This is a genomic window from Caulobacter sp. 1776 (assembly GCF_040545685.1).
GTDB lineage: Bacteria > Pseudomonadota > Alphaproteobacteria > Caulobacterales > Caulobacteraceae > Caulobacter.
This window is the reverse complement of record NZ_JBEPMI010000003.1, coordinates 465,554-488,010: the sequence shown is the minus strand read 5'-3', so window position 1 is coordinate 488,010 and position 22,457 is coordinate 465,554. Positions and strand designations below refer to the sequence as shown.

Sequence of the window (22,457 nt, the reverse complement as noted above, 5' to 3'; positions counted from 1 at the left end):
CTCCGCGCCGCGACGGACAACGTCTCAACCTTAGATCGCGGAGCGCCTCATGCGCGGCTTGCTGCTTCTGGCTCTCGCCTTCCTGACGCCGGTCGCGGCCCAGGCCGATCGCATCGCCCAACCGCCGGCCGCCAAGGCCCGGCAGGCGCAACTGCTGACCATCGCGCCGATCCCGACCACTTTCGCCTGCGGCAAGGGCCAGGCCCGCCTGATCGAGGGCGCGCCCCTGCCGCCCCGGGTTCAGCAGAGCTGGGCGCCGGTTCAGGCCGCGGCGGCCTCGCCCGTACCCGAGCGCTACGCCTTCGGGGTCGACGCCGACGGCCGGGTAGTCGACCTGAAGCGCGAAGGGGCCTGGACGCCGGACTCCCAGGCCGCCGTCCTGGCCAGCTGGCGCTTCGCGCCCGGCGCGCCAGCCCAGGACTGCAAGCTGCCGCTGGTCGCCACGGTGACGCCGCTGGAGGCGGCCTCGCCAGCCCAGCTGATGCAGGCGATGATCGCCGAGGGCCGCGCCGCGCCGCCGGAGCTGCGCAAGGCGCTGGACGCGCTGGGCGACTGCACCCGCATGCCGCGCCGGCGGCCCCAGACGGTCTCGTATCCCGACCTGCGCGCCTTCGGCGATCGCACCGTCGATCCGGCCTGGGCGGGCGTGACCTACGACGTCGACGCCGAGGGCGCGGTGCGCAATGTCGCGATCGTCACCCGGCATGGCGAGCCGGCCTTCGCCGACACCGCCGCCGCGTCGGTCGCCGAGAGCCGCTTCCAGTCGGGCTCGCCGCGCCGAGGCTGCCACGCGGTGTTCCGGGCCCGGCCCAAGGCCTCGCCGGCCACCGCCCATCCCAAGGACTCGGCCTTCGAGCGGCCGGGCGACGCCTGTGCGCTAAACGAGAAAGAGCTGGTCCTGCCCGAGTCCAAGCCCTACCCGCCGGCCTATGCGGCCCGCCGGGTCGGCGGCTGGGCGATCGTGCGCTTCGACGTCGCCCCGTGGGGCCAGATCGGCCCAGTCGAGGTTTTGGCCTCCCAGCCCACCCCCGCCTTCGGCGTCGCCGCCGTCGAGCTGATGCAGGGCGTGCGGCCCAAGGCGCCGGCCAGCGGCTATCGCGGCTGCGTCATGCCGATCGTCTACGCCATCCCGGCCATCCCCGAGGATGAGTACTGACGGCATTCGTTAACCGCCGTTGCAACCAAACCCCTTCGCCGCCCGTTCTTAGCTTGAGCATTTGGAAACGGGGGCCAGCCATGGACCAGCAAGACCAGAAGACCTTCGAGCGCGACCTGGTCGCCTTGATCCCGCACCTGCGGGCCTTCGCGCGGTCGCTGTGCGGCGACGCCACCGCGGCCGACGACCTGGCGCAGGACGCCGTCGCCAAGGCGTGGTCCAGCCGGGCCAGCTTCACGATGGGCACCAACATGAAAGCCTGGACCTTCATGATCCTGCGCAACCAGTTCTATTCGGACAAGCGCCGCAGCTGGCGCTCGGTCGGGCTGGACCAGGAGACCGCCGAGCGGACCCTGGTGGCCAACACCAATTTCGACAGCGCCATCGCCCTGGACGACCTGCGCCAGGCCATGCGGATGCTGCCCGAGAACCAGCGCGAGGCCCTGATCCTGATCGGGGCCGGCGGCTTCTCGTACGAAGAGGCGGCCGAGATCATCGGCGTCGCCGTCGGCACGGTGAAGAGCCGTGTCAGCCGCGCCCGTTCCGACCTGGTCCAGATCTTCGAAAGCGGCCGCTACGAACGCGACGGCCTGCCGGTGCACGAGGCCATGGGCTCGATGCTGGCGGCGCTGGAGCGACTGGCGGCCTAACTCAAATGCCGCTCTCCCCGGCGAAAGCCGGGGCCCAGATGGAAGAGCGCTGGGGCGGTTTCTAAAAGCGCCGCGTCCTTCCAATCATCTCAAACGCCATGAGATCTGGGTCCCGGCTTTCGCCGGGAAGAGCGGGCTTGAGAGTCTAAACCAGCCCCGCGCACGCCGCGCAGAACGCCACGATATCCGCCTCGTCGTGATAGATGGACAGCCCCACCCGCAGCACGTCGTCGCGGACGTCGACGACCACGCCCCGTTCGGCCAGCGCCGTCTTCCAGGCCTGGGCCGCCGGGTGGCGCAGGGCCAGGAACCGGGCCGAGGGTCCCCGACCTGGCGGGTTCACCACTACCGCGTCCTTCAGCGGCCCGGCCTCGCCCAGTGCGATCCTGGCCAGCAGAACCGAGCGCAGCCGCGCCACGTGCCGCGCCACCGACGGGGTGGAGAGGCCCTCGGCCTCCAGCATCCGGCCCGCCGCCACGAAGCGGTACAGGCCCGACGGATCGAAGGTCGCGCCCAGGAAACGGCCGGCGTCGACGGTATAGCCGACCCCGCCCGGCGGCCCCTCCAGATCACCGAACTCGGCGTACCAGCCGGTCAGCACCGGACGCGGGCCAAAGCCCGGCGGGGCGTGCAGGAACGCCGCGCCTTCGCCGGCCATGGCGTACTTGTAGCCGCCGGCCAGGTAGAAGACCCGGTCCGCCACCGCCGACAGGTCGGTCGGCACGGCCCGGAAGCCGTGATAGCCGTCGACCGCCACCCACGGGCCCTCCGGCCGCGCCAGCTCGGCCAGCGCCCAGACGCGGTCGAACACGTAGCCGCTCTTGAAGAACACGTGGCTGACGAAGATCAGGTCGTAGGTCCCCGTGCGCGCCGCGCCCAGGAACCGCTCGTCGAAATCGGGACGGTCGGTCTCGACCAGGGTCAGCTCGATCTCGCCCGCCTCGACCCAGCGCTGGGCCTGGCGGCGGAACGAATGGAACTCGCCGTCGGTCGACAGCACGCGGACGGGCCGCTTGCCGACCGCCGATAGCAGCGTCGCCAGCAAGGTGTGGGTATTGGGCGCGAAGACCACGGTGTCCGGCGACGGCAGGCCCAGCTCGCGGGCGACCAGCCCTTGCGCGGCCGGATAGACCTCGCCCAGCGCCTTGTCCCACTTGTGGTCGGCCAGGACGGCGGCGTCGCGCCAGGCGTCGACCTGGGCGTCCAACGTGCAGTCAGGCCACAGGTGGTGGCTGTGCGCCGCCATGTGCAGACGGCCGGGCACGCCCAGCGTCCGCGAGAACAGGTCCTTGCGCGCGGTGCTCACAGAATCGTCCCCATCACAGCTTCGTTCTTAGGGACCACAGCTCAGGAAACGCCCGCCGGCGCAAGGTGCTGGTCAGGTAGCCCACCCCGTCGGTGCCGCCCGTGCCCGGCCGGCCGCCGATGATCCGCTCGACGGTCAGCACGTGCTTGTGGCGCCAGGTGACCAGGGCGTCGTCCAGATCGACCAGCTTCTCGGCCAGCTGGTACAGCTCCCAATAGCGCTTGGTGTCGCGATAGACCTCCAGCCAGGCGGCCTCCACCTCGGGCGAGGGCGCGTAGGCCTGGCTGAAGTCGCGGGCCAGCACCGCCTCGGGCACCGCCAGCCCAGCCTTGGCCAGCTGGGCGATGGCCACGTCGTACAGGCTGGGCGTCTCCAGCGCCGCGCGCAGCTGGGCCAGGGCGTCCGAGCCCTCCTCCTGGAACTTCAGGAAGCTGTTGTCCTTCAGGCCCAGCAGATATTCCAGGGTGCGGAACTGGTGCGACTGGAAGCCCGAGCTCGAGCCCAGCTCGACCCGGAAGCTGAGATAGTCGGCCGGCGTCATGGTCGCCAGCACGTCCCACGACAGGGTCATCACCGTCTGGATCCGCGACACCCGCGCCAGCGCCTTGTAGGCCGGCTCCAGGTCGTGCGCGGCCACCAGCCGCCGGGCCAGCTCGACCTCGTGGATGATCTCCTTGAGCCACAGCTCCTTGGTCTGGTGGATGACGATGAACAGCAGTTCGTCGTGACGGTCGCTCAGCGGCTGTTGCGCCGCCAGCAGCAGGTCCAGCGCGAGGTACCGCGCGTAAGTCATGTCTTGCGCCATGGATCGACCCTAGCCGCTGCCCGTCGGCACATTGTCCTCGTTTGCGCGGCCGCTGTCTGCGGGGATAGAACGATGTCGCGCCACATCCATGAAAGACAGAACGAATGGCCGCTCTGAACCGGATCGACCTGTCGATCCTCCGGATTCTCGAAGCCGACGCCCGCATCTCGTTCGCCGCCCTAGCCGAGCGGATCGGGTTGTCCAAGTCGCCCTGCTGGTCGCGCGTCCAGGCGCTGGAGAAGCAGGGCGTCATCCTCGGCTACCACGCCCGCATCGACGCCGCGGCGGTCGGCAAGGGCCTGACCGTCTTCGCCCTGGCCACCGTCGACTTCGCCCGCGCCGAAGCCTTCGAAGCCGCCGTCCTGCGCCACCCGGCCATCACCGACTGCCACTCGACGGCCGGCGCCGGCGACTACCTGCTGCGGATCGTGGCGGCCGACGTCGCCGACCTGGACCACCTGCTGCGCAAGGAGCTGAGCCAGCTCCCGGGCGTGCAGCGCTACACCACGACGGTGTGCATGAAGGCGATCAAGGAGGGCGGCGGGTTGATGGGGTGAGGCGTCAGAAGCCTATCGACATTCAGCCCCAAACACCGCTCATCCCCGCGAAAGCGGGGACCCAAGCGGACTCTCAGTGTGTGGCGAGGCCCTGAATCCATCCGCTGACTCGGCTTGGATCCCCGCTTTCGCGGGGACGAGCGGATTTGAAAGGCGATCAAAGTTGAACGTCGATCCATCCTAGGCCAGCGCGGATGGCCCGTCGGTCCGCTGGTGAGGCGGTCAGAACACCGCGTATTCGGGCTTGCCGTACGTCCCGACGATGTTGACCGCGAAGGTCGCGCCGTCGGCCAGGTCGGTCAGGAAGGCGTCGTTCGACTTGGCGTACATCCCGACGTCCTCGGTGGCCGCCGCCGCCAGCAGCCAGCCGACCATCGCCGCCTTGGTCCCGATCCCCGTCGCGCCGTCGCCGCCATAGCTGGCCAGATAGTCGATGCGGGGGTCGATCAGGGCGTGGACCTTGGCGTCGTCGGGGGTGACGCCGAAGATCGTCTTGTAGGCCTCGCGCGTGGCGTCGAACAGCGACAGCTGGCCGTACGTGGCCGCGAAGCTGTCCTTGCCGTCGCCGTACTTGCCCAGGTTCACCGCGAAGTTGATGTAGCGGTTCACGGTGTTGAACTGGGCGTAGTAGGCGCTGTTCAGGTTGCTGGCGTTCGGGCCGGTCGGCGCGATCAGGTAGTCGATGCCGCCCAGGCTGGGGATCTTCCCGGTGAAGAACTGGTAGTTCAGCGTCGCCACCGACGTCGTCGCCACGGCCGCCTTGACCAGCTGACCGGTGGCCTGGGCCCCGTCCAGCGTCCCGACGCCCACGCCGGTGATCAGCTGGCTCCGAAGGTCGGCATGGCCGGGGATCGGCGTCGCCTCGCGCAGGATGTTGGCGAAGGCCGCCGTCACCGGCGCGGTCGAGGGCAGATCGTTGGCGAAGACCTTCAGCGCGTTGTTCTCGGAAGCGGCGAACGCGTAGGTCTTGCCCGCCGCGTCGGTCAGGGCGGTCGCCAGATAGGGCAGCTCCACCGACAGCCGGGTGAACTTCCCCGCCCCATCGTTGATGAAGATGCGCGAGCCCTGGCCCGCGCCGCCGGTGTCGACGCCGACGACCATGTCCTTGAAGCCGTCGCCGTTGACGTCGACCGCCTGCAGCGTCTTGTACCAGTAGAGCGGAACGCTGGCCGTCGGGCTGGCGGCGGTCTGCGGCAGGCGGGCCTGGGTCTCGTCGTGGAACTTGCCGTCGCCGTCGTTGATCAGCAGCTGGATGTAGGCCACCGTATAGAAGTCCGGCGTGCCCACAGGACCGCCGTTCGTCACCGAGACCGCCAGGTCGACCAGGTTGTCGCCGTTCAGATCCATGGGCGTCACGGCCATCACCGCCTCGTGGCTGACGCCGCTGGCCGGCAGCGCCACGGGCGCGATCGTCGCATAGCCCTTGCCGTCGTTCAGATAGACCTCGCTGGGGCGCGTCGACTCGTTCCAGCGGCCGGCGATCAGGTCGACCTTGCCGTCGTTGTTGACGTCGATCAGAGCGCCCATCGTGTTGCCGGGGTTGTAATTGGTCCCCTGGTAGTAGGCCGGCATGTCGGCCGTATCGAGCGTGAAGCCGCCCTTGCCATCGCCCAGCAGGATCTGCAGCGCCGGCCCCTGACCCGGCGTATGGGAAGAATAGGCATGGATGGCGAAGGCCACGACGTCCAGATGTCCGTCGCCGTTGACGTCGCCCACCGCGCCGCCGTGGGTGAAGATCTTGATCTGCGGCAGGCCCGCCGACGACACGGTGTAGCGTCCGCCGCTTCCGGACAGCATCACCGCGTTCTGTCCGCCCGGGAACGGCTCGCGGTCCGGCCCCGATTCCAGGATGAAGACGTCGGGCCGCCCGTCCTCGTTGAAATCGCCGACCAGGGACCGCGCGACATAGAAGCCGCCGGCCGCGGCGGGCAGGCTCGCCGAAGCGTTCACGAAACCGCCCTGGCCGTCGCCGCCAAACAGCCAGAAGGGCGAGGCGCTGTTGAAGTTCGAGGCGTAGTCGATCGTCGGCGTGATCAGGTCGGCCCTGCCGTCGCCGGTGAAGTCGCCGACCAGCAGCTGCTGCATCGCGTTGTTGGGCAGGCTGAGCGAGGTCAGCGCCGTCCCCAGCACGGCCTTGCCGTTGGGCAGGTAGTTCGCCGCGTTGATCGTGACGAGATCGGACTCGGCGCCCGTGAACTGGATGCGCTCGACATTGGTCAGCACGGTCGTGCTGTTGTCGCCGCCCGGAAAGCGCTTCTGGACCGTGAAGGTCCGGGTCGCGGCGTCGAAGGTGATCGTCGCGTCCGTGGACTTGCGATTGTAGAACACCGCCGTGTCGTAGCCGGCCCCGCCGTCGACCACGTCGGCGCCGCCGTTCAGCCAGAAGCTTTCGTCGGCCGCCGAGCCGGTGATCCTGTCGCTGTAGTTGGAATCTTGGACGCTGAAGAAGCCGCTCAGCGTATCGGTCCCACCCAGGCCGTCCTGCGCCACGCCCTTGGCCAGGTCCACCACCACGCCGGCGGTCGAGGTCCAATAGGCGACGCCGGCCGCCGTACTCGTTCCCTTCAGGACGTCGTTGCCCGCGCCGCCCACCGCCACGCCCGACTTGACGATGATCGTGTCGTCGCCGCCCTCGCCAAAGATGTTGCTGCCGTCGGCGAGGCCCTGGCCGACCTGATCGATGGTGTCCGCCCCGCTGGAGCCATGATAGTCGGCCATTTTCCACTCCCTCGCCCGTCCTGGCGCCGCGGGGTGACCCGCGCGGCGAGGGAAAGGTACGGGCGGGAGGGATTGGCCTCATCGCCGTTTGTAGGGTGTCGGGCGGCAAGGCCAGGCCGAAGCCGTCGTCGTGCGGCGCCGGCCATCACCGACTGCCGCTCGATGGCCGGCGCCGGCGACTACCTGCTGCGCATCGTGGCCGCCGATGTCGCCGACCTCGACCACCTGCTGCGCAAGGAGCTGAGCCAGCTGGCGGGCGTGCGGCGGTGCACGACGACGGTGTGCATGAAGGCGATCAAGGAGGAAGGGTGATGGGGGTGAGGGCGGCTTTGGCTCAAAGATGACTTTGGGAAGATCCAGAAGCAGGCTCGGTGCTACGCGACGAACGTAAGTACGGTCTCAGTTCGCATTCGTCGGCCGAGAGCGTTGCTCTCGCCCTTGGGCGTTGGCAGGTATCGGCTCTGAGACGGCAACGCACGGTCGAAGCGGTTAGTCAGCGTAAAGCCAACCTTGGTCGCGCTTACGTGGTTGATATCAGCGTTCGAAACTTGAACGCCGGCAATGTTTGAATTTCCCACCACTACGAGCACCTGTCCGCCGGGCTTCAAAACCCGCCGAAGCTCAATCATCAACCGATAAATGTCCGCCCTATAACGCTCGACAATGCGCGCTTTGGAAGGCGGTAGCGCCGCCGCGATCTCGAACGGGGGCAACACCAATTCGGGTCCAGCCTTGAGCGCGGCTTCTGCTCCGATTGAAACTGCCCGGACAGAGGCAAGCTCATCCAACTTATAGCCGAGCCAGATTAGCGCCAGCCTATGACCACGCATGTAGTCGATCGCGTTGAGGTACGGCGGCGAAGTGATTACAGCGTCGACGCTCCCGTCCGCCAATGGAAGCTTCCGGGCATCCGCAAGCTCCACCTGCGCACTCCCACGAATGTTTTGGGCGTTGAGCCGATCTTCGATCCGTTTCGCTGCGATGGGTAATGCACGGAAAACATCGAAATCGTTGTTGAAAAACACTCGGTGGGGACGGCTATGGGATGTGTCGCGCGCAATGGACGCGCCTTTTTCCTTGGTGATGATGAGACGGCTTAGCGCCAGCATTAATGCGTCTCGGTGGGCGCCTTCGTAGCCGATAACAACCTGAGCAAGCGCTGACAAATCAGCGCGCTGCCGCTCTTCGAACCAGAACTCCGCAAAAGCTTGTGTCTTGGCGGAGTCGCCCCATGGCGGCGTCGGATTACGGATCAGCTTCGCAGCTTCCGCGACTTTCCGAGCCTCCTGGACAAGCCCGTCGATAAGCGGAGATGTCCAAACTCGCGCCATCAACACGGCGAGTGGGTCGAGGTCAAAGCCCAAACACGAGTTGCCGTTCTCGACGCCAGCGCGCAGCACAGTCCCAGAACCCGACATTGGGTCCAAGATCACGGCGTTCTCGGGGAGCGATCCTATGGTCTTGAGGGCAAGCTCGGGCGCCATTCGCGCCGGAAATGGATGGATTGGAGGTGTCATTCTGGGCTCTGCAATGCGTCTAAAATGTAGTGCAGGCCACGCGGCTTCGGATGCGAAAGCTTGCCCCCCGTACCGTTGACCCGGTACATCGTATTTCGATCTCTATCCACCCTGACAAAGCTGGTCGTTTCAGCGTCGCGTGGATTCACGGACCAGAATTCGCTCAGTGACAACGCAACCGCGCCGTCCTGACCGCACACATGAATAAGCCAGACTCCGCTACAGCGCGTTGCTAGACGCTCAATTTCTACCAGGTTTTCATCGAGATACGTAAATTGCCAAGGCGGCAATCGCTTTGAGCTATGTTTTATATGAATACCGAGGACGTCATTAATTCTATACGAATTTACACGACCTACGTCATCGCAAGTTTCAATTTTGAGCGGGCGATTTGCCTTAACTATCAATTCCCTTATCGCCGCCCCGTGATATCTTTCAAATTCGCCGATCATTTCAAATTCTTTATGAACTGAACGGAGCCGTCGAACTTATAGAACAGCCTGGCCTTTCCTGCGTCATTCCGGAATACGCGAAGGAAGTGTACCGCGTTGCCAAGCCTGTCAGCATCGCGGATTGTGAGGAAGCCTTGCCGCCTCTGAATGTCCGCCTTCTCTTGATCTGTCATGCTGGGGAACATGCCAGCACTCTGGAAGACCTTTAACCCCGTCTTTCCTCGAGAGAGTGAGTGCAGGATGAATTCGCGGAGGTAACGCGGAAAGGCTGCATCGCCCAGCTTGTCCGCGATGAGGTTAACCTTATCGGCGGATGAAAGTCCTGCGGACGCGATGTCATCCAACTCCGATGAGAAGTCGAAAATGGCAAAGCTCATCTCTCCCCGATCAAGATCGACGGTCGAGTTGTCGACGCTCGCGCTTGCCACAGCGGCGATTCGCGGATCCGCGATCCATACTGGAGCACCTAAGCCGCTATCAATAGATGCAAGTGCAAGCCTATGATAGACAAAGCATCGATGCCAATCGAGATACAGGGCAATCGGTATAGTCAACTCAAAATGAGCCAGGTACGAACCCCGACTACCAAACATTCTTGCCCGCTGTATATAGGTATCTTGCTGAAGCTTACTCTTTACATCTCTGGTAAAAAACATACTAAGAAGATTATTAAATGTAACTCCGCGCGAAACAATATTTCCGCCTATGACAACCGTGAACAATGCAGACGGATTTGTCGCGCTACCTCCGAAATTTTTAAAAGCAGCTTCACTATTCAGAACTATGATTGCTCGCCTACTAATGTTTAACAAAACATATCGCGTGATATCGTCTGCTGAAACATCTACATACGTAGCTTTCGCTAACTCCCATATCTCTTTGAGATAGGCTGCAAATTTTGCACTCTTCTGGTCCGACAATACGGAAAACACTTTTCGTATATTTTCTAAATCAGCCTTATGATCAATCTTTTTTCCACTGGTATGGACCAGAATAGAATAATTACTTTCCTCATTTTTTGTAAGATTCAAGTGTGCCGCATTTATCATAAATCGGAATAAGGCGGACCTCTCGTGACGAAAATCGTCATTCTTATCCGGCATTAAGAAGAGTTTATATTTTAGACCGCTAAGTCCAATTTCGTCTATGTTCATAGGAAAGAAATCATCCTGCCCTGTATACATGCGATGGGGCGGGAATTTAACCCACAGCTTAGAATCGTTGTTAAAAGTGTTGTTTAGGTTGAGTCGCGCCGGCGTAGCTGTTACACCTATGTAATGACCTGTATCTCCAATAACTTTTTCAATGAGTTCATTAATTGGCGTTTTGTCATTCTTATTAATTAGAGAATTTGGAGTTGCGTAATCAGCCTCATCGTCAATCACTATAACCCTGGGCATCTTTCCAATTTTATTGATAAGATCGCGAAGATTATTTCCATTTTTTTTGCAGAATACAACAAACGTTCCAGCTTTAACATCTATCGCGGGATCCACTATTTCCATAAAATTCTGCGCGGATGGCGCCAGTCCAGAGCTATGGAAACGGCCGAGATTTTGGCCTAATAGATCGACGCTATCGTTCAATAGATGAACAATGAAACGATATCCTTCGTCCAGAAGTTTTGCAGTCAAGCAAATCATCATCTCAGTCTTGCCGCTTTGCGGCTCACCGTAGATGACGAAGGACTTCTGACTTGAGCCGGAGAGATTTTTCAGCGCACCTTGGACGGCGAGCTCGATACACTCGGTGGAATTACCGACGTCGCGCAAACGTTGCAACTGCCGCTGATACTGATTGCTAGGCTGATCCCCGGAGGTGAACCTGGAAATATCGAATGTGTCAGACATATTTGCCCCCCCGGGCTCCAGTGTATGAATAAGAGCTGACGCGCGATCAGGTACCAAGCTATCGTAGCACTGCCATCAGAGTTACACTTATAGCTGAGTCACTCAAGGGCGCCTTCCCCCCTCACAACCGCCCCCGCCCCCTCCCCCCGCCCCGCCGCAACTTCCGCACCCTCGGCCCCTCCACCGGCAGCGCGCCCACCACCTCGGCCACCATCGCCGCGGCCTCGATCTCGGCGGCCATGACCTCGTCCTCGCCTACCGACAAAGCCGCCTTGCGCGCGCCCGTCGGCCGGGCCAGCGACAGGCTCGCCACCTTCCGCACGCACGCCGCCAGTTCGCCACAGGCCTTGGCCTTGTCGCGGGCGGCGCGGACCTTGGCGGGGTCCGGGTCGGTGTCGATGACGGCCCAGGCCCGGTCGAGGGCGGCCATCAGCTTCTGTTGGACGGCGTCGCGCCAGCGGGCGACACGATCGGCATGGGGGGCGGCATGGGCGGGCTGGGTCATGACGCAAGCTTGCGCCCGGTTGGAACACCGGGGATAAGAAACGCGCGTTTTCCTGTAAGGCCTTGAATTCGCTGGAGTCGACTTGGAAAAGTACGGGGATTGACGCCCCCTCCGGCCCGCTGGGCCGCCTCCCCCGCGGGCGGGGGAGGAAGAAGCGCCCCTGTGGATAACTTTCGCGCGTGACGGCGGCCTCTCCCCCTGGGCGCGCAACCTCGCTAAACCTGCGCCTATGGTTTCGTCCGTCTTCCCCACCGCTCCCGCCGTCCCCACCCGCCACCGGGCGGGCAAGCGGCTGTCGATCGTCGCGCCCTGCTACAACGAGCAGGAGGTGCTGGACCTGTTCTTCGACCGGATCGACGCGGAGTTGGTCAAGCTAGGGGTCGAGTACGAGATCATCTGCGTCAACGACGGCAGCCGCGATCACACGCTCGCCGTGCTGCTGAGGCGCCATCAGCGCGACGGGCGCATCAAGGTCATCAACCTGGCCCGCAACTTCGGCAAGGAGACCGCCCTGTCGGCGGGGCTGGACGCGGCGACCGGCGACATGGTGGTGCCGATCGACGTCGATCTGCAGGACCCGCCGGAGCTGATTGGCCAGTTCGTCGAGGCCTGGGAGGCCGGGGCGGACGTGGCCTATGGCGTGCGGGTCGACCGCAGCGCCGACTCGTTCCTCAAGCGGCTGACGGCCCAGGGCTTCTACAAGGCCTTCAACCGGATGTCGGACGTGGATCTGCCCTACAACGCCGGCGACTACCGGCTGATGGACCGGCGGGTGGTCGAGGTGATCCGCCAGCTGCCCGAGCGCAACCGGTTCATGAAGGGCCTGTTCGCCTGGGTCGGCTTCCGCCAGGTGGCCGTGCCCTACGCCCGGCCCGAGCGGGCGGCGGGCCAGAGCTCGTTCCGCTACTGGAAGCTCTGGAACTTCGCCCTGGACGGCATCACCTCGTTCAGCACCGCGCCGATCCGGGTGTGGAGCTATGTCGGCCTGATCGCCGGGGTGCTGGCCGTCGGCGTGGCCGGGATGATCGTGGTGCGCACCCTGCTGTTCGGCCGCGACGTGCCGGGCTATCCGTCGCTGATGGTGGTGATCCTGATGAGCTTTGGCCTGCAGATGCTGGCCATCGGCTCGCTGGGCGAATACGTGGCCCGGATCTATCAGGAGGTGAAGGGCCGGCCGCTGTACGTGGTCATGGACCGCTACGGGTTCGACGGCCAGTGAGCTTGAACGGTTTGCTGACGCCGGCGCGGCGCGAATTCCTGGTCTCGGCCCTGCGCTACGGCGTGGCCGGGGTGGCCAACACCCTGGTCGGCTTCTCGATCATCGTGGCCCTGGACGTGGGGCTGCATCTGCCGGCCCACCTGGCCAACGCCATCGGCTACGCGGTCGGGGTCTGCGTCAGCTTCGCGCTGAGCAAGCTGTTCGTGTTCAAGGCCCGGCGGACCACCCGCTCGGCGCCGGCGCGCTACGTCGTGGCCGTGGCCGCGGCCTTCGCCCTGAACCAGGGCGTGCTGACCCTGGCCAAGCTGGTCCTGCCGCACGGGGCGCTGTGGAGCGTGGCCGCGCAGGGCTCGGCGGCGGTGAGCTACACCGCCGCCCTGTTCCTGCTCAGCCACTTCTGGGTGTTCGCCCACGCCGAAGAGGCCTGAGGCGACGGCCTAGCGCAGCGTCGGCGCCTCGGTGATCCGCATCGCCTCCAGCCCCGCGCCCAGCAGGCGCGTGTCGGTGCTGAGACCGATGTCCTTGGGCCGCTGGGCGTCGGGCGTGTCGAACACCACCGTCAGGGTCGGCCCCTTCAGCAGCTCGGGCGTCAGCGGCAGCGTGTAGTTGTGCGACAGGGCGCTCTTCAGGCCGAACTCGAACCGTTCGGACGGGCCGCCGGGCGTCGAGACGATGACGGTCCGCTTGGGCGACTCCGGCGGCAGGAAGGCGAAGGCCGCCACTTCCAGGGTCGGGACCTTCAGGTTGCGTTGCCAGTCGGCGATCGGGATCTCGACCACCGAGTGCTTGCCGTCGGCCCAGACGCCGCCGGCCTCGGGGGTCGACCAGCCTTCGCGCAGATAGGGCCCGCCCGTGCCGCCGGCCTTGAAGCGCAGCGAGGGCGGCTCCAGGCAGGGGCCGGCGATCACGACCACCAGGCCGATCGGCGCGCCCGACCGGCAGCCGGGCTTGTCATAGGCGTCGCCGGCCAGGGTGACGATGTAGGGGACATCGCCGGCTCGGTCGGGCCGCCCGTCGGCCATCAGGCTCAGCACATTGGCGCCGTGGGCCGACTGCAGCATGGCGATCGTGCCCATATAGGTGGTGATCGGCGGCATGTCGGCGGCCGAGAACAGCGCCTGACCGCCGTGCAGGCCGCGGGTGACGCGCACCTGGCGGATGTCCTCCATCACGTCGTTGACGCGCGGCACGTCGAACACGGTGGGGCGCAGAAACAGGCACAGCATCACCAGGGTCTGGGCGGCGAAGGCCGCGCCCACGCCCAACGGCCAACGGCGCGCGTCCGGGGCCTCGCCCCCCATCTCGTGTTCCGGGGCGCGGGCGCGCACGCCCAGCACCGTCAGGCCCCACAGCGGAACGACGAAGGCCAGCATGGCGAAGACCCCGAACCCGTGCTTCATCACCGCGTAGTGCGACCCGTCGCCCGTCAGCTTGAACACCGCGTACTGGGCCAGCATGGCCGCGCCGCAGGCCGCGCCTAGGGCGGCGAACATCAGGGCCGCACGGTCGCTCTCGGCGGCGTCGGGATCGTCGACCGGGCGCAGCAGCTCGGTCAGCAGCACCCAGGCCGACAGCGCCACCAGCAGGGCCGAGACGGCGGCCAGGGCCTCCATCGAGACGTCGGCGGCCAGGTTCAGGCTGCCATTGTTGCCGGCGATGAAGCGCATCTTGGCGAAGAACGGGTTCAGCACGATGGCGGCGGGGATGGTGATCAGCCCGATCAGGCCGAACGGCTCGAACCGGCGCTCACGAATGATGTCGCGCAGCCAGACCACGCCCAGCATGGCCATCAGCGCGCCGGCCAGCTGCAGGGTCGGCACCAGGTGGAAGCAGCCGCAGAAGCCGACGGCGGCGGTGGCGAACACCACATAGCCCAGGCGCGAGCGCGGCAGGATGGCCACGGCGGCGACCAGGGCCAGCAGATTGACCCCCTCGCCGACGATCTGCGGGAAGAAGAAGTTGTCGATCAACTCGCCGCCGAACGCGCCGCGCGTGACGAAGATGTTGACCACGGTCAGGCCCAGAGCCAGGCCCAGATAGGTGAACGAGATCCGCCGCGCCTGCTCGAACAGGCAGGCCCAGACCACGGCCGCCGACAGCACCCCGGCCATCAAGAGGGCGTTCAGGTGCTTCCAGCCCAGGGTGGCGAACAGGCCCGCGAACCGGTGGCTGAGCTTGGGATAGTAGGCCATCTCGGCCATCCACGACTCGCTGTCGGCCGGGATCAGGAAGGCGTGGCGGACCACCTCCATCACCTGCAGGTGATAGGAGCTGTCCACCGACAGCGACAGCATGCGGTTGGCCGACAGCCAGGCCGCCAGCAGGAAGCACCAGAGCGCCACGCCGGCGCCCCAGATCCACATCTTCTTCGTCCCCGACATCTTCGCCCCAGTCCGATTCCCGTCACGCCACCGCAGGGTGATTACTAGCAGCAAAGCCGGGGTGTGGAAGCGCGTCGCGTCTTCAGGAACGGGTCAGGGCCTCTGGGCCAACTCGCCGGGCCGCAGCGGTCGCAGCCCCTTCAGCCCCCGCAGGTCGCGGCCGCAGGCGATCCCGCGCCCGAACCAGAAGCAGTCCGACCGCTGGGCGATCGGCGTCATGAAGCCGCCGCGCGGCTGCTCGTTGCGCATGACCACGGTGATGCGGCGGTCACCCGGCGCGGCGTCGTTCAGGATCATCGGGTTGGGCGGATCGCACGGCGGGTCGTTGTTGCGGGCGGTGGCGAAGGTGTTGCTGGTCCCGCCATTGCGGACGATGGCCAGGGTCATCTGCTTGATCGCCCGCAGGTCGCGCTGCGAGGGGCTGCAGAAATAGGCCGGCGCGAAAACCCACGGGCGGCCCGCCGTCGCCGGGCTGTCGGTCAAGGCGCGCGGATAGGCGATCCAGTCCGGCTCGGCGAACACGTGGCGCACGCCGGTGCGCAGCGGGCTGGTGTCGACCGCCTGCAGGGCCAGGGCGGCGGTCAGCACCGCCAGGCCGGTCCGGCGCGGCAGGCGGCTGGTCCAGGTCACGCCCAGGGCCAGCAGCAGATAGCCGACCGTCCAGAAGAACCGGCCGTGGGCGCGCAGGCCGCCGACCTTTTCGGCCAGGTCGCCGCTGGGCTTGGGCAGGTCGTAGAGGTGGGTCTTGAACGCATAGACGCTCCAGCCCAGGGCCCACAGGGTCAGGACGGCCATGGCCAGCAGCATCGGCGTCCAGCGGATCCAGAACGCCGCCGAGACGCCGCGCCGGCGCACGGCCAGGGTCGTCTCGAAACCGGCCATGCCCAGCACCAGGGCCAGGACGCCGGCCCCCAGATATTGGAAGCCCTCGAAGGACTGGCCGCCGGTGGCGTCGACCACATCCGGGAACCAGTCGCCGGTCCACGCCTGGCCGGCCAGGGCCGAGGCCTGCGGCCAGACCGGCCCAACCAGGTTCATCGAATAGAAGCCCAGGGCCGCCGCCCCGCCGGTCATGCCCAGGCCGTCCTTGTAGTCCAGCAGCCAGACGGCGATCCCCAGGGCCGCGCTCGCCAGGGCCAGGGCGGCTGGGACCCTCAGCCACGCGCCGGACCGGCGCTGGACCAGCTCCGACAGGGCGGCCGCGCCGAAACAGGCAACGATCGGGACCAGGTGGTACGCGTGGACGCCGGCCGCCAGCGCCAGCAGGCCCGCGAAGCCGCCGGCCCGCGCCCAGGTCAGGCCCTCGCGCGCCGCGCGCACCGACAGGGTCACGGCCAGCAGCAGGATCCAGTGGCCCGACAAGGCGATGTGGCCGAACTGGCGCGCGATCCAGGCCGGAAACACCAGGGCCAGCAGGCCGCCCAGCAGCAGGATCCAGCGGTCCGCGACGCCTAGCGCTCGCAGCAGGCCGACCATGCCCCAGACCTGCAGCGGATAGGACAGGAACAGGAACAGGCCCACGGGCGTGAAGACACCCGACAGTCCGGTCGCCTTCAGCAACAGGGCCAGCCACGGGATGCTATCGGTGAAGACCAGCGAGACCGGCTTGTCCGTCAGCCCCGTCACCGTGGTCAGCGGCCAGCACCACGGCTGTCTGGCGAAGGCTTCCCAGGCCGCGGTCATCGCCGCCATGTCGCCCTTGGGCAGGGTCCAGAACTTCGCCGAGGCCAGCGGGATGTCGAAGCCGAACATGAAGCCGCACAGCAGGATCGGGATCGCCGTGGCGGCCAGGGCGAAGGCGATCCGCCCCAGGGTCATCCCCCCCTTGGCCATCGACTCGAACTGACGCATCGCTTCCCCCAACCACGGGGCCTGCATAGCACATCTCCAAATCAAGGCCCCTCCAGTTTAGACTTGTAATTCCAGCTGACCGCGCCAAACTCCTGCCGACACGACGGGAGGGGAAACGCCATGGCGGTGCGGGATTTCGCGACGCGACGGACACGGCGGCTGCTGGTCCCGCTGATCATCTCGGGCGTCGCCGTGGTCGGCATCCTGGCCGGCTTGCTGTTCACCGGGGTCGACCTGGCGCGGTTCGAGCGCGCCCAGGGCCTGATGCCCTCGCCGTCCGCCGAACAGCACGCGCGCTACCAGCCCCTGGCCCGGGCCGAGTGGCGGATCGTGCGGGCCAATCTGGAGGCGCGACTGCGCCAGACCAATCCGCTGGAGCTGGGCGCGGTATGGTCCACTCGCACCGGCCAGATCTGCGGCTTGGTGAACGGCCGCGGCAGCTTCGGCGGCCTGACCGCCATGACCCGCTTCTACACGGTCGACCAGCGGCCGGTGTTCCACCAGGACGCCGAGCACGTGCTGTTCCAGCGCAACTGGTTCGAGTGCCGGCGCGACCAGTACGTGATGCTGCATGCCGGCACGGAAGAGCCGGGCTTCTGTGGAACGGCGTTGGGCAAGCGGCGCTGCTACCACGTGCGCAACGGGGTGCGGGAGCCATGAGCCGCCGCCCCTCTCCTCTCTCGAGAAGCCGCCGTCGCTCACGTCGGACCCGCAACCGGCTCTCATAGCGACAAGCCCAGCTCGGCGGGCGTCGATATCCGCCGCGGCGACGGTCGGCCGGTCGCCTTGGCGCGCCGCGCCGGGGCCATCCGGGTTCGTACGGAGGCTCCAAACCCTCGCTTCCGCCGCCCTGCTTGCTCCGGCGCAAAGAGGCGCGCCGGGTTTGGCGGTGCAATCGGCGATGGCCGCGTTCGGCGGCCCTGGGAATAGCGTCGATGAAAGCCCTTCTGCTCGCCACCGCTTCACTGCTCGCGGTCGCGCCGTCCCTGGCCCGCGCCGATCCCACGGAAACCGTTCCCACAGACGCGGTCGAAGTCAGTTCCGTGATCGTCACCGCTCAACGGGACCCGGAGGACCCGCCGGCCGTCGCCGGAGCGCGCAGGACTCTTTCCCGCACGCCGGGGGCCGTCTCGGTCGTCGCGCAGGAATCCTACGTGAAGCGCCAGGCCTTGGCGCTGGACGACATGCTGCATGACTGTCCCGGGGTCTACGCCCAGCGCAAATGGGGCGGCGACGTGCGCATCTCCATCCGCGGCTCGGGCCTCGGCAACGCCAGCCACAATCGCGGCCTGATCCTGGCTCTCGACGGCGTCCCCTTCAACGAGGCCGACGGATACGGGGACAGTCAGGCGGTCGATCCTCTGCTGACGCGCTATGTCGAGGTCTATCGTGGCGGCAATGCCTTGCGGTTCGGCGGCGCCCTCCTCGGCGGCGCGATCAACATGACGAGCCCGACCGGCGCGAACGCCGGTTACGGACTGCGTCTGCGGGCGGATGGCGGGGCGTTCGGCCTGGCGCGCGAGCACGTCTCGATCGCCCATCGCTTCGATGGCGGCGACGTCTTCGCCGCCATCACCAACCAGACCGCCGACGGCTTTCGCCCCCAGAGCCAGCAGAACATCCAGTTCGCCACGCTCAATATCGGCCGCAAGCTGGGCGAGACCGGCGAGCTGCGCCTGATCGTCAACGGCGCCAATATCAATCAGGAGATCCCCGGCGCGCTGACCTGGGCGCAGTTCGTCGCCGATCGCCGTCAGGCCGCGCCGAGCGCCCTGCTCAACAACCAGGGACGCAACCAGCGCAGCCTTCGGGCCTCGCTGCGCGCCAACAGCCAGATCAACCGAGAGATCAACCTCGAGGCCGCCGTCTATGCGACCTGGAAGGATCTCGATCACCCGATCTTCCAGGTCCTGGACCAGCAGAGCCGCAACTACGGCGCCTTCGCCCGGCTGGACTGGCAAGGCAAAATCGGCGGCAAGCCCGCCGACGCCTATCTGGGAGCCTGGTACCGAGAAGGCGATCTCGACGGAACCAACTACGTCAACAACCACGGAGCCCGCGGCGCGCCGCAGGCCCTGTCGCAACAGAACGCCACGGCGGCCGACGTCTTCGGCGAAGCCCGCTATTTCGTCGTTCCGCGGCTAGCCCTCGTTGGCGGCCTGACCGCGGGAGTCGCCAAGCGCCACTATCGGTCGTTCCACGTGCCGGGCGCGGCGGCCAGCTTCGACCTCGACGCGCGAACGTCCTATGACTGGATCTCGCCGCGGGTCGGCCTCCTCTGGGAAGACGAGGCCGGCGCCCAGGTCTTCGCCAACGTCACCCGTTCGGTGGAACCGCCGAACTTCGGATCGCTCTCCCCGTCGGGCGCGGGCTTCGCGGCCATCCGGGCGCAAACCGCCTGGACCTGGGAGGCCGGCCTGCGCGGCCGTCATGGCGCGTTCACCTACGACCTGACCGCCTATCGGGCGCGTCTGCGAGGGGAAATGCTTCAGTACGCGGTCGATAGCCTGCACCCGGCGACGACCTTCAACGCCGGCGCCACCACCCACCAGGGCCTCGAGGCCGCCATCGACTGGAAGCCGGCGCGAGGCTGGCGGTTGCGCCAGAGCTGGACGCTGTCGGACTTCCACTTCGTCGACGACAGTCAATACGGCGACAACCGGCTGCCGATCACGCCTCGCTCGTTCTATCGCGGCGAGCTGCGCTACACCGCGCCTGCCGGCTGGTTCGTGGCGCCCTCGGTGGAGTGGTCCGCCACGCGTCAGTGGATCGACTATCGCAATACCCGCACGGCGCCGTCCTATGCGATCGTCAACCTGAACCTCGGCTGGAAGCTGACCGACCGCGCCTCGATGTTCGTCGACGCGCGCAACCTGCTGGACAAGACCTACGTGTCCAACGTCCAGGCCGCCACCGTCTGGACCGAGTCGAGCGCCGTCTACTGGCCTGGCGACAAGCGCTCCGTTTTCGGCGGCGTCACCGTCGAGTTCTGAGCAGGGTTCAGACCACGAGCGTCGGCGGTGTGTCCGACACTCGCCCATCTCCTTGGCGACACGAAAAAGGCCGGACGCCCGAAAGCGTCCGGCCTGGTAAACCCGACGCGCCGATGACGCGCCGGGTCTGCCGTATATCTATTCGGCCGCGACCGGCGCGCCGGCCTTGTGGGCCGCCGCGGCGCGGCGGCCGCCGATCACCAGCTTGCCGGCGAAGACCGCGAGGGTCAGGGCGCCGCAGGCGAAGACGATGTCCCCCGGCACGCGCATCCAGACCAGGGTCTGGACGAGCGGCGAGTGGATCACCGCCGGCGAGCGAGCGAACCAGAGGCCGTGCTCGATGCTGGCCACGGCCTGGATCACCCCGACCGGCAGCAGCGACAGGAAGATCATCGCCGCGAGGCCGCCATTGAGAAGCCAGAAGGTCAGGGCCAGCAGCCGGTCGTCCCAGGCTTCGCGACGCGCCAGGCCTCGGAAGCAGAACAGCATCAGCCCGACGCCCAGCATGCCATAGACGCCGAACAGCGCCGCGTGGGCATGGGTGGCCGTCGTGTTGAGCCCCTGGATGTAATAGAGGCTGACCGGCGGGTTGATCATGAAGCCGAAGACGCCGGCTCCCAGCAGGTTCCAGAACGACACCGCCACGAAGAACAGGATCGGCCAGCGATAGGTCGCGACCCAGGGCGCGGCCTTGGTGTGGCTCCACGTCTCGTAGGCCTCGGCGCCGATCAAGGCCAGCGGCACGACCTCCAGGGCCGAGAACACCGAGCCGATGGCGATCACCGACACGGGCGTGCCGGCGAAGTACCAGTGGTGCGCCGTCCCCAGAACGCCGCCGAACAGGAACACGATGGTCCCGAACAGCACCGCGCCGTTGGCCGACTTGGCGCGCACCAGGCCCAGCTTGACCATCAGCAGGCTGATGACGGCCGTGGCGAACACCTCGAAGAAGCCTTCGACCCACAGGTGGACCACCCACCAGCGCCAGTACTCCACCATGCTGATGTGGGTGTGCTTGCCCCACATGAAGCCCGCGCCATAGAACAGGCCGATCGCGACCGTCGACAGGAAGAGGATCAGCAGGACCGGCTTGCTTTCCGAAGGCGCGCGCAGGGCGGGCCAGAGCGCGCGGCCGACCAGCACGAGCCACAGCATCAGGCCCACGAACAGCAGGATCTGCCAGAAGCGTCCCAGGTCGACATACTCCCAGCCCTGGTGACCGAACCACCAGTTGGCGTCCAGCGTGAAGACCTGCTGCACGCCCAGCCATTCCCCGGCCATCGAGCCCAGCACCACGAACACCAAGGCGCCCCAGAGGATATTGACGCCGAGCGTCTGGAAGCGGGGCTCGTGGCCCGAGATCATCGGCGCGACATAGAGCCCGGTGGCCAACCAGGCGGTGGCGATCCAGAACACGGCCAGCTGGGTGTGCCAGGTGCGGGTCACCGCGTACGGAATGAGGTCGGAGATGCGCACGCCATAGAAGGTGTGGCCTTCGACGGAATAGTGGGCCGTGACGGCGCCCAGCGCGACCTGCAGCAGGAAGAGGCCGATCACCGTCAGGAAGTACTTGCCCGTGGCCTTCATCGAGGCCGTGGGCTTCATGGCCGCTAGCGGATCCTTGGCCGGCGGAGCCAGGTGCTCTTCGGTCTTGGTCTTGGCGTGCCAGAAGGCCAGCGCCCCGACCGCGGCGATCAGCAGGATCACGCTGGCGATCGACCAGACGATGGTGGCGGTGGTCGGCCCGTTGCCGATCAGCGCCTCGTGCGGCCAGTTGGCGGTGTAGGTGATGTCCGAACCCGGGCGGTCGGTGCTGGCGGCCCAGCCGGTCCACCAGTAGAAGGCGGCGATGGCCGAGCGTCGCGCTGGGTCCTTCACGGCGCCGTTGGCGATCGCGTACTGCTCGCGCAGCTTTTCCTGCGACGGATCCGAGCCCAGCAGGGCCTCGTAGTGGGTCCGCACCTGAGCCATGGCCGCCGCGCGGTCCGCGCTGACGGTGATGACGCCGGTCTTCGGATCATAGGTGTTGGCGCGGATCTCGCGCTTCAGGCGCTCGCGCAGCCCCGCTTGGGCCTCGGACGACAGGGTTGCGTAGGGCGCCTTGAAATCACGCTGGGCCCAGAGCTCGAGCAGCGCCGTCGCCTCGCGGTGGACCTGGTCGGCCGACCAGTCGGGCGCGACGTAGCCGCCGTGGCCCCAGATCGAGCCGACCTGCTGGCCGCCCATCGATTGCCAGGCCAACTGGCCGGTCTCGATATCATTCCGGGTGACCAGCACCCGGCCGCGCGCATCGACCACCTGGGCCGGTATCGGCGCGGCCTGTCGGTGGATTTCACGTCCCATCAGCCCCAGAACGGTGAACGACACCGCCATGACCAGGGCGAGGACGAACCATAGTCTTCGCGTGTTCATCTCGCTTACCCCTCGCCGCGGGACTGCCCCAATCGGCGTTCCCCGCGACTCTGGGCGATCGCGGGGCCGCCGACGTTGTTCAGGC

Annotated in this window: 17 protein-coding genes and 1 pseudogene; 8 read left to right on the top strand and 10 right to left on the bottom strand. The window is 66.4% G+C overall.

Translation table 11 applies throughout. The features are described 5' to 3' along the window. Positions 1-49 precede the first annotated feature (49 nt). On the top strand, positions 50-1,156 hold the full coding sequence (locus tag ABIC66_RS10940) for an energy transducer TonB family protein (protein ID WP_354070166.1): 1,107 nt from the start codon (positions 50-52) through the stop codon (positions 1,154-1,156). Between the two features lie 80 nt (positions 1,157-1,236). Next, positions 1,237-1,806 (top strand): sigma-70 family RNA polymerase sigma factor, encoded by a 570-nt coding sequence (locus ABIC66_RS10935; RefSeq protein ID WP_354070164.1) that lies wholly within the window; start codon positions 1,237-1,239, stop codon positions 1,804-1,806. A 145-nt stretch (positions 1,807-1,951) separates the two neighbouring features. Here ABIC66_RS10935 and ABIC66_RS10930 read toward each other — a convergent pair whose 3' ends face one another. Both ABIC66_RS10930 and ABIC66_RS10925 read right to left on the bottom strand, forming a co-directional pair. Beyond that, on the bottom strand, positions 1,952-3,052 hold the full coding sequence (locus ABIC66_RS10930; protein ID WP_502910341.1) for a kynureninase/PvdN C-terminal domain-containing protein: 1,101 nt from the start codon (positions 3,050-3,052) through the stop codon (positions 1,952-1,954). Positions 3,053-3,125: 73 nt separating this feature from the next. Next, positions 3,126-3,917, bottom strand: a complete 792-nt coding sequence (locus ABIC66_RS10925) for a tryptophan 2,3-dioxygenase (protein ID WP_354070160.1) — start codon at positions 3,915-3,917, stop codon at positions 3,126-3,128. A gap of 104 nt (positions 3,918-4,021) precedes the next feature. Between ABIC66_RS10925 and ABIC66_RS10920 the strand changes: the two genes are divergently transcribed. Beyond that, positions 4,022-4,474, top strand: a complete 453-nt coding sequence (locus ABIC66_RS10920) for an Lrp/AsnC family transcriptional regulator (RefSeq protein WP_354070158.1) — start codon at positions 4,022-4,024, stop codon at positions 4,472-4,474. Between the two features lie 222 nt (positions 4,475-4,696). On the opposite strand, the gene ABIC66_RS10915 is transcribed toward ABIC66_RS10920, so the two are convergent. Beyond that, the gene (locus ABIC66_RS10915) at positions 4,697-7,192 is read right to left on the bottom strand and encodes an FG-GAP-like repeat-containing protein (RefSeq protein ID WP_354070156.1); all 2,496 of its coding nucleotides are present in this window, start codon (positions 7,190-7,192) and stop codon (positions 4,697-4,699) included. 138 nt (positions 7,193-7,330) lie between these two features. On the opposite strand from ABIC66_RS10915, the pseudogene ABIC66_RS10910 reads away from it, so the two are divergent. After that, a pseudogene (locus ABIC66_RS10910) lies at positions 7,331-7,504 on the top strand (Lrp/AsnC ligand binding domain-containing protein); the annotation flags it as partial. 62 nt (positions 7,505-7,566) lie between these two features. Here ABIC66_RS10910 and ABIC66_RS10905 read toward each other — a convergent pair. From ABIC66_RS10905 to ABIC66_RS10890, 4 genes are all read right to left on the bottom strand, one after another. Next, entirely contained in the window at positions 7,567-8,676 is a 1,110-nt protein-coding gene (locus ABIC66_RS10905; RefSeq protein ID WP_354070154.1) for a hypothetical protein, read from the bottom strand. Between the two features lie 29 nt (positions 8,677-8,705). Then, the gene (locus ABIC66_RS10900) at positions 8,706-9,161 is read right to left on the bottom strand and encodes a hypothetical protein (protein ID WP_354070152.1); all 456 of its coding nucleotides are present in this window, start codon (positions 9,159-9,161) and stop codon (positions 8,706-8,708) included. After that, a complete protein-coding gene (locus ABIC66_RS10895) occupies positions 9,158-11,011 on the bottom strand; it encodes a Z1 domain-containing protein (RefSeq protein WP_354070150.1) in 1,854 nt (617 codons plus the stop codon). Before ABIC66_RS10895 ends, ABIC66_RS10900 begins: the two co-directional genes overlap by 4 nt. 121 nt (positions 11,012-11,132) lie before the next feature. Continuing rightward, positions 11,133-11,516 (bottom strand): hypothetical protein, encoded by a 384-nt coding sequence (locus ABIC66_RS10890; protein ID WP_354070148.1) that lies wholly within the window; start codon positions 11,514-11,516, stop codon positions 11,133-11,135. 229 nt (positions 11,517-11,745) lie between these two features. On the opposite strand from ABIC66_RS10890, the gene ABIC66_RS10885 reads away from it, so the two are divergent. Both ABIC66_RS10885 and ABIC66_RS10880 read left to right on the top strand, forming a co-directional pair. Further along, complete coding sequence (locus tag ABIC66_RS10885; protein ID WP_354070146.1) at positions 11,746-12,735, top strand: glycosyltransferase family 2 protein; 990 nt, start codon at positions 11,746-11,748, stop codon at positions 12,733-12,735. Then, entirely contained in the window at positions 12,732-13,163 is a 432-nt protein-coding gene (locus ABIC66_RS10880) for a GtrA family protein (protein ID WP_354070144.1), read from the top strand. Before ABIC66_RS10885 ends, ABIC66_RS10880 begins: the two co-directional genes overlap by 4 nt. 9 nt (positions 13,164-13,172) lie before the next feature. Here ABIC66_RS10880 and ABIC66_RS10875 read toward each other — a convergent pair whose 3' ends face one another. Both ABIC66_RS10875 and ABIC66_RS10870 read right to left on the bottom strand, forming a co-directional pair. Continuing rightward, positions 13,173-15,116: a hypothetical protein gene (locus tag ABIC66_RS10875; protein ID WP_354070142.1), complete on the bottom strand. Its 1,944-nt coding sequence runs from the start codon at positions 15,114-15,116 to the stop codon at positions 13,173-13,175. Between the two features lie 93 nt (positions 15,117-15,209). Then, a complete protein-coding gene (locus ABIC66_RS10870) occupies positions 15,210-16,967 on the bottom strand; it encodes a DUF6311 domain-containing protein (protein WP_354070140.1) in 1,758 nt (585 codons plus the stop codon). 120 nt (positions 16,968-17,087) lie between these two features. Between ABIC66_RS10870 and ABIC66_RS10865 the strand changes: the two genes are divergently transcribed. Together ABIC66_RS10865 and ABIC66_RS10860 are read left to right on the top strand one after the other, a co-directional pair. Next, on the top strand, positions 17,088-17,627 hold the full coding sequence (locus ABIC66_RS10865; protein ID WP_354070138.1) for a hypothetical protein: 540 nt from the start codon (positions 17,088-17,090) through the stop codon (positions 17,625-17,627). 275 nt (positions 17,628-17,902) lie between these two features. Beyond that, positions 17,903-19,960 (top strand): TonB-dependent receptor family protein, encoded by a 2,058-nt coding sequence (locus ABIC66_RS10860; protein WP_354070136.1) that lies wholly within the window; start codon positions 17,903-17,905, stop codon positions 19,958-19,960. 138 nt (positions 19,961-20,098) lie between these two features. Here the strand turns inward: ABIC66_RS10860 and ABIC66_RS10855 are convergent, their stop codons facing one another. Continuing rightward, positions 20,099-22,372 carry a nitric-oxide reductase large subunit gene (locus ABIC66_RS10855; RefSeq protein WP_354070134.1) on the bottom strand — a complete coding sequence of 758 codons (2,274 nt, stop codon included), beginning with the start codon at positions 22,370-22,372 and terminating at the stop codon, positions 20,099-20,101. Between the last annotated feature and the right edge of the window lie 85 nt (positions 22,373-22,457).

Coding starts and splice junctions, on each gene's coding strand:
- ABIC66_RS10935 (WP_354070164.1), top strand. CDS start 1,237: ATGGACCAGCAAGACCAGAAGACCTTCGAGCGCGACCTGGTCGCCTTG.
- ABIC66_RS10915 (WP_354070156.1), bottom strand. CDS start 7,192: ATGGCCGACTATCATGGCTCCAGCGGGGCGGACACCATCGATCAGGTC.
- ABIC66_RS10895 (WP_354070150.1), bottom strand. CDS start 11,011: ATGTCTGACACATTCGATATTTCCAGGTTCACCTCCGGGGATCAGCCT.
- ABIC66_RS10860 (WP_354070136.1), top strand. CDS start 17,903: ATGAAAGCCCTTCTGCTCGCCACCGCTTCACTGCTCGCGGTCGCGCCG.
- ABIC66_RS10865 (WP_354070138.1), top strand. CDS start 17,088: ATGGCGGTGCGGGATTTCGCGACGCGACGGACACGGCGGCTGCTGGTC.
- ABIC66_RS10920 (WP_354070158.1), top strand. CDS start 4,022: ATGGCCGCTCTGAACCGGATCGACCTGTCGATCCTCCGGATTCTCGAA.
- ABIC66_RS10885 (WP_354070146.1), top strand. CDS start 11,746: ATGGTTTCGTCCGTCTTCCCCACCGCTCCCGCCGTCCCCACCCGCCAC.
- ABIC66_RS10890 (WP_354070148.1), bottom strand. CDS start 11,516: ATGACCCAGCCCGCCCATGCCGCCCCCCATGCCGATCGTGTCGCCCGC.
- ABIC66_RS10930 (WP_502910341.1), bottom strand. CDS start 3,052: ATGGCGGCGCACAGCCACCACCTGTGGCCTGACTGCACGTTGGACGCC.
- ABIC66_RS10870 (WP_354070140.1), bottom strand. CDS start 16,967: ATGCGTCAGTTCGAGTCGATGGCCAAGGGGGGGATGACCCTGGGGCGG.
- ABIC66_RS10875 (WP_354070142.1), bottom strand. CDS start 15,116: ATGTCGGGGACGAAGAAGATGTGGATCTGGGGCGCCGGCGTGGCGCTC.
- ABIC66_RS10925 (WP_354070160.1), bottom strand. CDS start 3,917: ATGGCGCAAGACATGACTTACGCGCGGTACCTCGCGCTGGACCTGCTG.
- ABIC66_RS10905 (WP_354070154.1), bottom strand. CDS start 8,676: ATGGCGCCCGAGCTTGCCCTCAAGACCATAGGATCGCTCCCCGAGAAC.
- ABIC66_RS10855 (WP_354070134.1), bottom strand. CDS start 22,372: ATGAACACGCGAAGACTATGGTTCGTCCTCGCCCTGGTCATGGCGGTG.
- ABIC66_RS10900 (WP_354070152.1), bottom strand. CDS start 9,161: ATGATCGGCGAATTTGAAAGATATCACGGGGCGGCGATAAGGGAATTG.
- ABIC66_RS10940 (WP_354070166.1), top strand. CDS start 50: ATGCGCGGCTTGCTGCTTCTGGCTCTCGCCTTCCTGACGCCGGTCGCG.